Genomic DNA, 6,460 nt, shown 5'->3' on the forward strand with positions numbered 1-6,460 from the left:
GCATCCGGAATATCACGCCGATCTAACCAACCCGGAAGCCGCCCAGACGCAGGACTACTCGCCCGAACGCGGCCAGACCAACCCGTTCCTGCATCTATCGATGCACCTGGCGATCACCGAACAGTTGTCGATCGACCAGCCGCCGGGCATCCGAGCGGCGCACGAGCGGCTCGCAGCCCGGCTCGGCTCGACCCACGAGGCGCAGCACGCGATCATGGACTGCCTCGGCGAAACCATCTGGGAAGCGCAGCGCACCGGCACCCCGCCGGACACCGACGCCTATTTGCAGCGTATCGAGCGGCGCGCCACACGCGACTGACCCCCAAAAACACAACACCCCGCCGAAGCGGGGTGTTGTTTAATCCGAAAACAGCGTCCGAAAACAGCGCAGAAACAGCGCGAGGCTGTTACTTCTTCTGCACCAGATCGCCGTTCAGCGATTCGACATAGGCCGCGAGGTCCTTCATGTCGCTCGGCGACAGGCTTTGCACCTGCGCCTGCATGATCGCATTGTTGCGACCGAGGTGCGGGTTGCCGTTACCCATCTGGTACTGGCGCAGCGCCCAGTAGACGTAGTCAGCGTGCTGACCGGCAAGCTTCGGATATTCCGGGCTCACCGGCTTGTTCAGGTTGACGCCGTGGCAAGCCGCGCAGTTGTGGCTGTCTGCCAGCACCTTGCCGTTGCCGGCGTCAGCGGCGTACGCGCCGTTCGCTGCAACCAGACCGATCAGTGCCGCCGACGCGCATGCAGCCTTGAACATCGTGTGGAGTGCCTGTTGGGGCTTATTCATGAATTCTCCTATCCCGCGAATATAAGTAACCGGGTGACTGGATGGATGATCGCAGCCGATCACTTGTCGGGATTGCTCTTCGAAGAGGAATTTTGCGCTGCGTAGTAGGCAGCGATGTCGGCGATGTCCTGATCCGACAGCGACGCGGTGATCGCGTGCATCGTTTCGAAGTGGCGGTCGCCCTTCTTGTAGCCATGCATGGCGTTCTCGAGGTACGCCTGATTCTGGCCGCCGAGCATGGGCACGCGGTAGACCTCAGGGTAAGCCGTGCGGTATTCAGGAATGCCGTGGCAGCCAATACACATCGCGACCTTGCCTTGACCCACCTTCGGGTTGCCGACGACATCCGCTGCTTGCGCACTGGCCGTATAGCCCGCGAGCACCGACAGCGCTGCGATCACGACGTGTTTGCCGACGAATTTATTCATAGCATGTAACCTGGCTTGAGGGGAAACGGGCGCCCAAAAAAGGCAACGACCCGCGCCGTTCTTCTTATAGGGTAGCCACGCAGGCCAAAAAAATCGGGCTAATTGTACCGCGACGCCGCGCCGAACGTCCACAGCGCGGGGCAGCAGCGCATCCGGCCGCCGCAAAGCCACGGCTAGCGCCATGTTTGCTCCGCCGCGCCTGCTCCGCATGGCTTTGTGCCGCGGGTCACACCATACGCGAGCCCGTTTCAGCGCAACAGGCCTTCTGACTTATACTGGGTTTTTTCCCAAAAAAGAGCATCTTGCCATGCGTTTTGAAGGCTCATCGCAGTACGTCGCCACCGACGACCTCAAGCTCGCGGTCAACGCCGCGATGACGCTGAAGCGCCCGCTGCTCATCAAGGGCGAACCCGGCACGGGCAAAACCATGCTCGCCGAAGAGGTCGCCGCCGCGCTCGGCATGCCGCTCCTGCAATGGCATATCAAGTCCACCACCAAGGCCCAGCAAGGCCTGTACGAGTACGACGCGGTGTCCCGCCTGCGCGATTCGCAGCTCGGCGACGAGCGCGTCAAGGACATCCGCAACTACATCGTGAAGGGCGTGTTGTGGCAGGCGTTCGAGTCGGAGGAGCAAACGGTGCTTCTGATCGACGAGATCGACAAGGCCGACATCGAATTCCCGAACGATCTGCTGCGCGAACTCGACCGCATGGAGTTCTACGTGTACGAAACCCACGAGCTGATTCGCGCGAAACAGCGCCCGCTCGTGATCATCACGTCGAACAACGAGAAGGAGCTGCCCGACGCGTTCCTGCGCCGCTGCTTTTTCCACTACATCAAATTCCCCGAGCCGGTGACGATGCAGCAGATCGTCGAGGTGCACTACCCCGGCATCAAGAAGGAACTGCTCGCCGCGGCGATGCAGAGCTTCTTCGAGTTGCGCAACGTCGCCGGTCTGAAGAAGAAACCGTCCACGTCGGAACTGCTCGACTGGCTGAAGCTGCTGCTCGCCGAGGACATTCCGCCCGAAGCGCTGCGCTCGTCCGACCAGAAGCAGATCATCCCGCCGCTGCACGGCGCGCTCCTGAAGAACGAACAGGACGTGAGCCTGTTCGAACGGCTGATCTTCATGAACCGCAATAACCGCTGAATCACCGTTGAAACGCGTTGATACCCGGCTGATGCGCGCCCCGCGCCGCACCTCAGCCGCGAAGGACACAGCATGCTGATCGACTTCTTCTACTCCCTGCGCGCCGCCAAACTGCCGGTGTCGGTAAAGGAATACCTGACGCTGCTCGAGGCGCTGAAAGCCAATGTGATCGCGCCGTCGCTCGACGAGTTCTACTATCTCGCGCGCATCACACTGGTCAAAGACGAACAATATTTCGACAAGTTCGACCAGGCGTTCGGCGCGTATTTCAAGGGCGTTGCGCAAGCCTCGGAGCTCGCCTTCGACGTCCCGCTCGACTGGTTGAAGAAGAAACTGCAACGTGATCTGTCGCCCGAAGAAAAAGCGCAGATCGAAGCAATGGGCGGTCTCGACAAGCTGATGGACCGCCTGAAGGAACTGTTCGACGAACAGAAAGAACGCCACGAAGGCGGCAACAAATGGATCGGCACGGGGGGCACCTCGCCGTTCGGCAACGGCGGCTATAACCCTGAGGGCGTGCGCATCGGCGGTGACGCAGCGGGCAATCGCACGGCGGTGAAGGTGTGGGAGGCGCGCGCCTATCGCGACTACGACGACCAGGTCGAAATCGGCACACGCAACATCAAGATCGCGCTGCGCCGCTTGCGCCGTTTTGCGCGCGAAGGTGCGGCCGAAGAGCTCGATCTGCCGGACACGATCCGCAGCACCGCCGCGAACGCCGGCTGGCTCGACCTGAAGATGGTGCCGGAGCGGCACAACAAGGTGAAAGTGCTGATGCTGCTCGACGTGGGCGGCTCGATGGACGATCACATCAAGCGCACCGAAGAGCTCTTTTCCGCCGCCAAGGGCGAATTCAAGCATCTCGAGTTCTATTACTTCCACAACTGTGTGTATGACTTCCTGTGGAAGAACAATCGCCGCCGTCACGCCGAGCGCATGCCGACGTGGGACGTGCTGCACAAGTTCACGCCCGACTACAAACTGATCTTCGTCGGCGATGCGACCATGAGCCCCTACGAAGTGCTGCAACCGGGCGGTTCGGTCGAATACAACAACGCCGAAGCCGGCGCCGTATGGCTGCGCCGGCTTGCCGATCATTTCCCGCATCATGCGTGGCTGAATCCGGAGCCGGAAGGTTTGTGGGCATACCGGCAATCGGTCAGCGCGATCCGGGAAGTACTCGGTCACCGCATGTATCCGCTCACGCTCGCCGGACTCGAAACGGCGATGCGCACGCTGAGCAAATAATCAGGTCACGTTTTCACCCCAACTATAAGAAAGCATCTGCATGAGCCCGTCTTCATCGCCCGATTTGTCCCCTGCCGGCGCACACGCCGGGCGTCTCAACCCTTTCACCGACACCTCGCTGTCCGCCATCGTCGCCGGCTTCGTCGCGATGATGACGGGCTACACCAGTTCGCTGGTGCTGATGTTCCAGGCGGGTCAGGCCGCGCATCTCACCGACGCGCAGATTTCGTCGTGGATCTGGGCGCTGTCGATCGGCATGGCCGTCTGCACGATCGGCCTCTCGCTGCGCTTTCGCGCGCCCATCGTGATTGCCTGGTCGACGCCGGGTGCGGCGCTACTGGTGTCTTCGCTGCCGCATGTGGCCTACCCTGAGGCGATCGGCGCGTTCATCGTCTGCGCGGTGTTGCTGACGGTGGTCGGCCTGACCGGGTGGTTCGACACGCTGATGAAGAAAATCCCGGCGGCCATCGCCTCGGCCTTGCTGGCGGGCATTCTGTTCGAAATCGGCATCGAGATTTTCCGCGCCGCGCAGTTTCAGACCGCGCTCGTGCTGACCATGTTCTTCACCTACCTGATCGTCAAACGCCTCGCGCCGCGCTACGCGATCGTGACGACGCTGATCGTCGGCACGGCCGCCGCCGGCGGCCTCGGGCTGCTCGACTTCAGCCGCTTTCACGTCGCGCTCGCGCATCCGGTATTCACGATGCCGGCGTTTTCGGTCGCGGCGAGCATCAGCATCGGCATTCCGCTGTTCGTCGTGGCGATGGCGTCGCAGAACGTGCCGGGTATCGCCGTGCTGCGCGCGGACGGCTACACCACGCCTTCCGCGCCGCTGATTTCGACGACAGGCATCGCCTCGCTGCTGCTCGCGCCATTCGGCTCGCACGGCATCAATCTTGCGGCGATTACGGCGGCGATCTGCACCGGCCCCGAAGCGCACGAAAACCGCGACAAGCGTTACACCGCGGCGGTCTGGTGCGGCATTTTCTATCTGATCGCCGGGATTTTCGGTGCAACCATCGCCGCGCTGTTCGCCGCCTTGCCGAAGGCACTGGTGGTCTCCGTCGCGGCGCTGGCGCTGTTCGGCTCGATCATGAGCGGCGTTGCCAACTCGATGCAGGACCTGAAGCAGCGCGAGGCGGCGCTGGTGACGTTCATGGTGACGGCCTCGGGACTTACCCTGCTGTCGATCGGCTCGGCATTCTGGGGCCTGGTGGCGGGCGTGCTGACGCAACTGGTGCTGAACGCCCGGCGCACCTGAATCGTCGGAGAAAAATTGCAGGCGAAAATTCGTCGACGCCAAATCGGGGGCCGGAAGTCGGGGCCAGAAGCCGACACCGGAAATCGGCCATCCGAAATCCGTTTGAACGGATCGCCGGGGCCAAGTGTCAATACTGCATCAGGCGATCCGCCATAGAATAGAAGCATCCGGCAGCGCTTTCCGTCAAAATTCTCCGGCAACATGGCGGGCAGACGCTGCAGCGTGACACGCGGCCGCCGGAACGGTTTGATCTGTTCCGTCCGGCGGCGATCTCATTTCTCCTGAACCACGGCGCACGCGCGCCATGAAGGCTCGAACATGACAACCGCACTCGACCAACTCAAGCAATACACCACCGTCGTGGCCGATACCGGCGACTTCCAGCAGCTTGCCCAGTACAAGCCGCAGGACGCGACCACCAATCCGTCGCTAATTCTGAAGGCCGTCCAGAAAGACGACTACAAGCCGCTGCTCGAAAAGACCGTGAAAGCGCACGCGTCGAAACCTGTCGGCGCGGTCATCGACCAGTTGCTGATCGCGTTCGGCACCGAAATCCTCAAGATCATCCCGGGTCGCGTGTCGACCGAAGTGGATGCGCGCCTGTCGTTCGACACCGAAGCGTCGATCGCCAAGGGCCGTGAGCTGATCGCCCTGTACAAAGACCACGGCATCGGCCGCGAACGCGTGCTGATCAAGCTGGCCTCCACGTGGGAAGGCGTCCGCGCGGCTGAAGTGCTGCAGAAGGAAGGCATCCACTGCAACATGACGCTGCTGTTTTCGCTCGCGCAGGCGGCCGCCTGTGCCGAAGCGGGCGCACAACTGATTTCACCGTTCGTCGGCCGCATCTACGACTGGTACAAGAAGAATGCCGGCAGCGCGTGGGACGAAGCGAAAGATGGCGGCGCCAACGATCCGGGCGTCAAATCGGTGCGCCGCATTTACGCGTACTACAAGAAATTCGGCTACACGACCGAGGTGATGGGCGCGAGCTTCCGCACGCCGGGCCAGGTTCTGGAACTGGCCGGCTGCGATCTGCTGACCATCAGTCCGGATCTGCTGCAAAAGCTTCAGGAGAGCACGGAGAAGGTTGAGCGCAAGCTGTCGCCTGAATTGGGCAAGGATGCGGACATCGAACGCGTGCCGGTCGACGAATCGTCGTTCCGTTTCCTCGTCAACGACGAAGCCATGGCGACCGAAAAGCTCGCTGAAGGCATCCGTGCGTTCGCCGCGGACGCCGTCAAGCTTGAAAAGCTGATCGAAGCGCTGCGTTAAAGCCCGCTACCGTATAGCTTAAACACGCGGTCAAGCATGCGGCCCTGAGCCTTTCCGGTTCAGGGCCGCATGCCGTTTACCCAGGCAGGTTGGGTGCGCCCCGCTCCTGCCTCCTGCCTCCTGCCGCTCGCCGCTCGCCGCTCGCCGCTCGCCGCCGACACAATGTCACAATCGCCGCTCCAACAGAAGACTACAATCGTCTGCACGTCCACTCCTTCCCTGCCATTTGCCGAAGGAACGCGGCGCCCCAGCCCCTATTCCAGGAGACGATCATGTACGTTCAGCCTTATGTATTTTTCAACGGCCGTTG

The 6,460-nt window shown here is 61.9% G+C and carries 7 protein-coding genes; 5 read left to right on the forward strand and 2 right to left on the reverse strand.

The annotated features are described in order from the left end of the window. Positions 1-319: DUF1841 family protein (locus VFE81_RS21140; RefSeq protein WP_325046464.1), on the forward strand; the 319-nt coding region annotated here is incomplete at its 5' end. 88 nt (positions 320-407) lie between these two features. Here VFE81_RS21140 and VFE81_RS21145 read toward each other — a convergent pair. After that, the gene (locus VFE81_RS21145; RefSeq protein WP_414695634.1) at positions 408-791 is read right to left on the reverse strand and encodes a c-type cytochrome; all 384 of its coding nucleotides are present in this window, start codon (positions 789-791) and stop codon (positions 408-410) included. A 59-nt stretch (positions 792-850) separates the two neighbouring features. Then, on the reverse strand, positions 851-1,219 hold the full coding sequence (locus VFE81_RS21150) for a c-type cytochrome (RefSeq protein WP_325046465.1): 369 nt from the start codon (positions 1,217-1,219) through the stop codon (positions 851-853). A 307-nt stretch (positions 1,220-1,526) separates the two neighbouring features. Between VFE81_RS21150 and VFE81_RS21155 the strand changes: the two genes are divergently transcribed. The 4 genes from VFE81_RS21155 to tal all read left to right on the forward strand — a co-directional run bounded on the left by VFE81_RS21155 (position 1,527) and on the right by tal (position 6,150). Continuing rightward, the gene (locus VFE81_RS21155; protein WP_325046466.1) at positions 1,527-2,369 is read left to right on the forward strand and encodes an AAA family ATPase; all 843 of its coding nucleotides are present in this window, start codon (positions 1,527-1,529) and stop codon (positions 2,367-2,369) included. A gap of 72 nt (positions 2,370-2,441) precedes the next feature. Beyond that, a complete protein-coding gene (locus VFE81_RS21160; RefSeq protein ID WP_325046467.1) occupies positions 2,442-3,617 on the forward strand; it encodes a VWA domain-containing protein in 1,176 nt (391 codons plus the stop codon). A gap of 40 nt (positions 3,618-3,657) precedes the next feature. Next, positions 3,658-4,878 carry a benzoate/H(+) symporter BenE family transporter gene (locus VFE81_RS21165; protein ID WP_325046468.1) on the forward strand — a complete coding sequence of 407 codons (1,221 nt, stop codon included), beginning with the start codon at positions 3,658-3,660 and terminating at the stop codon, positions 4,876-4,878. Between the two features lie 318 nt (positions 4,879-5,196). Then, complete coding sequence (tal, locus tag VFE81_RS21170; protein ID WP_325046469.1) at positions 5,197-6,150, forward strand: transaldolase; 954 nt, start codon at positions 5,197-5,199, stop codon at positions 6,148-6,150. The last annotated feature ends 310 nt before the right edge of the window (positions 6,151-6,460 follow it).

It is taken from the genome of Paraburkholderia sp., assembly GCF_035656215.1.
Taxonomy (GTDB): Bacteria; Pseudomonadota; Gammaproteobacteria; order Burkholderiales; family Burkholderiaceae; genus Paraburkholderia.

Bases quoted from the DNA above. Each gene is read 5' to 3' on its own strand.
- VFE81_RS21155 (WP_325046466.1), top strand. From the start codon at position 1,527: ATGCGTTTTGAAGGCTCATCGCAGTACGTCGCCACCGACGACCTCAAG.
- VFE81_RS21145 (WP_414695634.1), bottom strand. From the start codon at position 791: ATGAATAAGCCCCAACAGGCACTCCACACGATGTTCAAGGCTGCATGC.
- VFE81_RS21160 (WP_325046467.1), top strand. From the start codon at position 2,442: ATGCTGATCGACTTCTTCTACTCCCTGCGCGCCGCCAAACTGCCGGTG.
- VFE81_RS21165 (WP_325046468.1), top strand. From the start codon at position 3,658: ATGAGCCCGTCTTCATCGCCCGATTTGTCCCCTGCCGGCGCACACGCC.
- tal (WP_325046469.1), top strand. From the start codon at position 5,197: ATGACAACCGCACTCGACCAACTCAAGCAATACACCACCGTCGTGGCC.
- VFE81_RS21150 (WP_325046465.1), bottom strand. From the start codon at position 1,219: ATGAATAAATTCGTCGGCAAACACGTCGTGATCGCAGCGCTGTCGGTG.